At 42.1% G+C, this 399-nt stretch carries 1 protein-coding gene; it reads left to right on the top strand.

Annotation, left to right across the window (positions count from 1 at the left end):
- Positions 1–399, top strand: a 399-nt coding sequence (locus ACSLUO_RS17720; RefSeq protein ID WP_527241999.1) for a thiamine pyrophosphate-binding protein, incomplete at both ends; no start/stop codon positions are given.

Raw genomic sequence — 399 nt, 5'->3', positions numbered from 1 at the left:
ACTTTGCTAACCGCGACCGCTTTGTATTATCAAACGGCCATGGTTCGATGCTAATTTACTCTCTATTACATTTATCAGGTTATGATTTACCGATTGATGAGTTAAAACAGTTCCGTCAATTACACTCACAAACACCAGGTCACCCTGAGTATGGTTACACAAAAGGTGTTGAAACTACGACTGGCCCATTAGGCGCTGGTGTTTCAAATGCTGTTGGTATGGCGATTGCTGAAAAAACCTTAGCCGCTCAATTTAACAAAGACGGCCACGACATTGTTGACCATTTCACTTACTGTTTCTTAGGTGACGGTTGTTTAATGGAAGGGATTTCTCACGAAGCTTGTTCATTAGCCGGTACGTTAGGTTTAGGTAAATTAGTGGCGTTTTGGGATGACAACG

The sequence above is a fragment of the Thalassotalea agariperforans genome (assembly GCF_053470345.1).
Note: the sequence above shows the minus strand (reverse complement) of the source record. Positions and strands in the feature narration are given on the sequence as shown.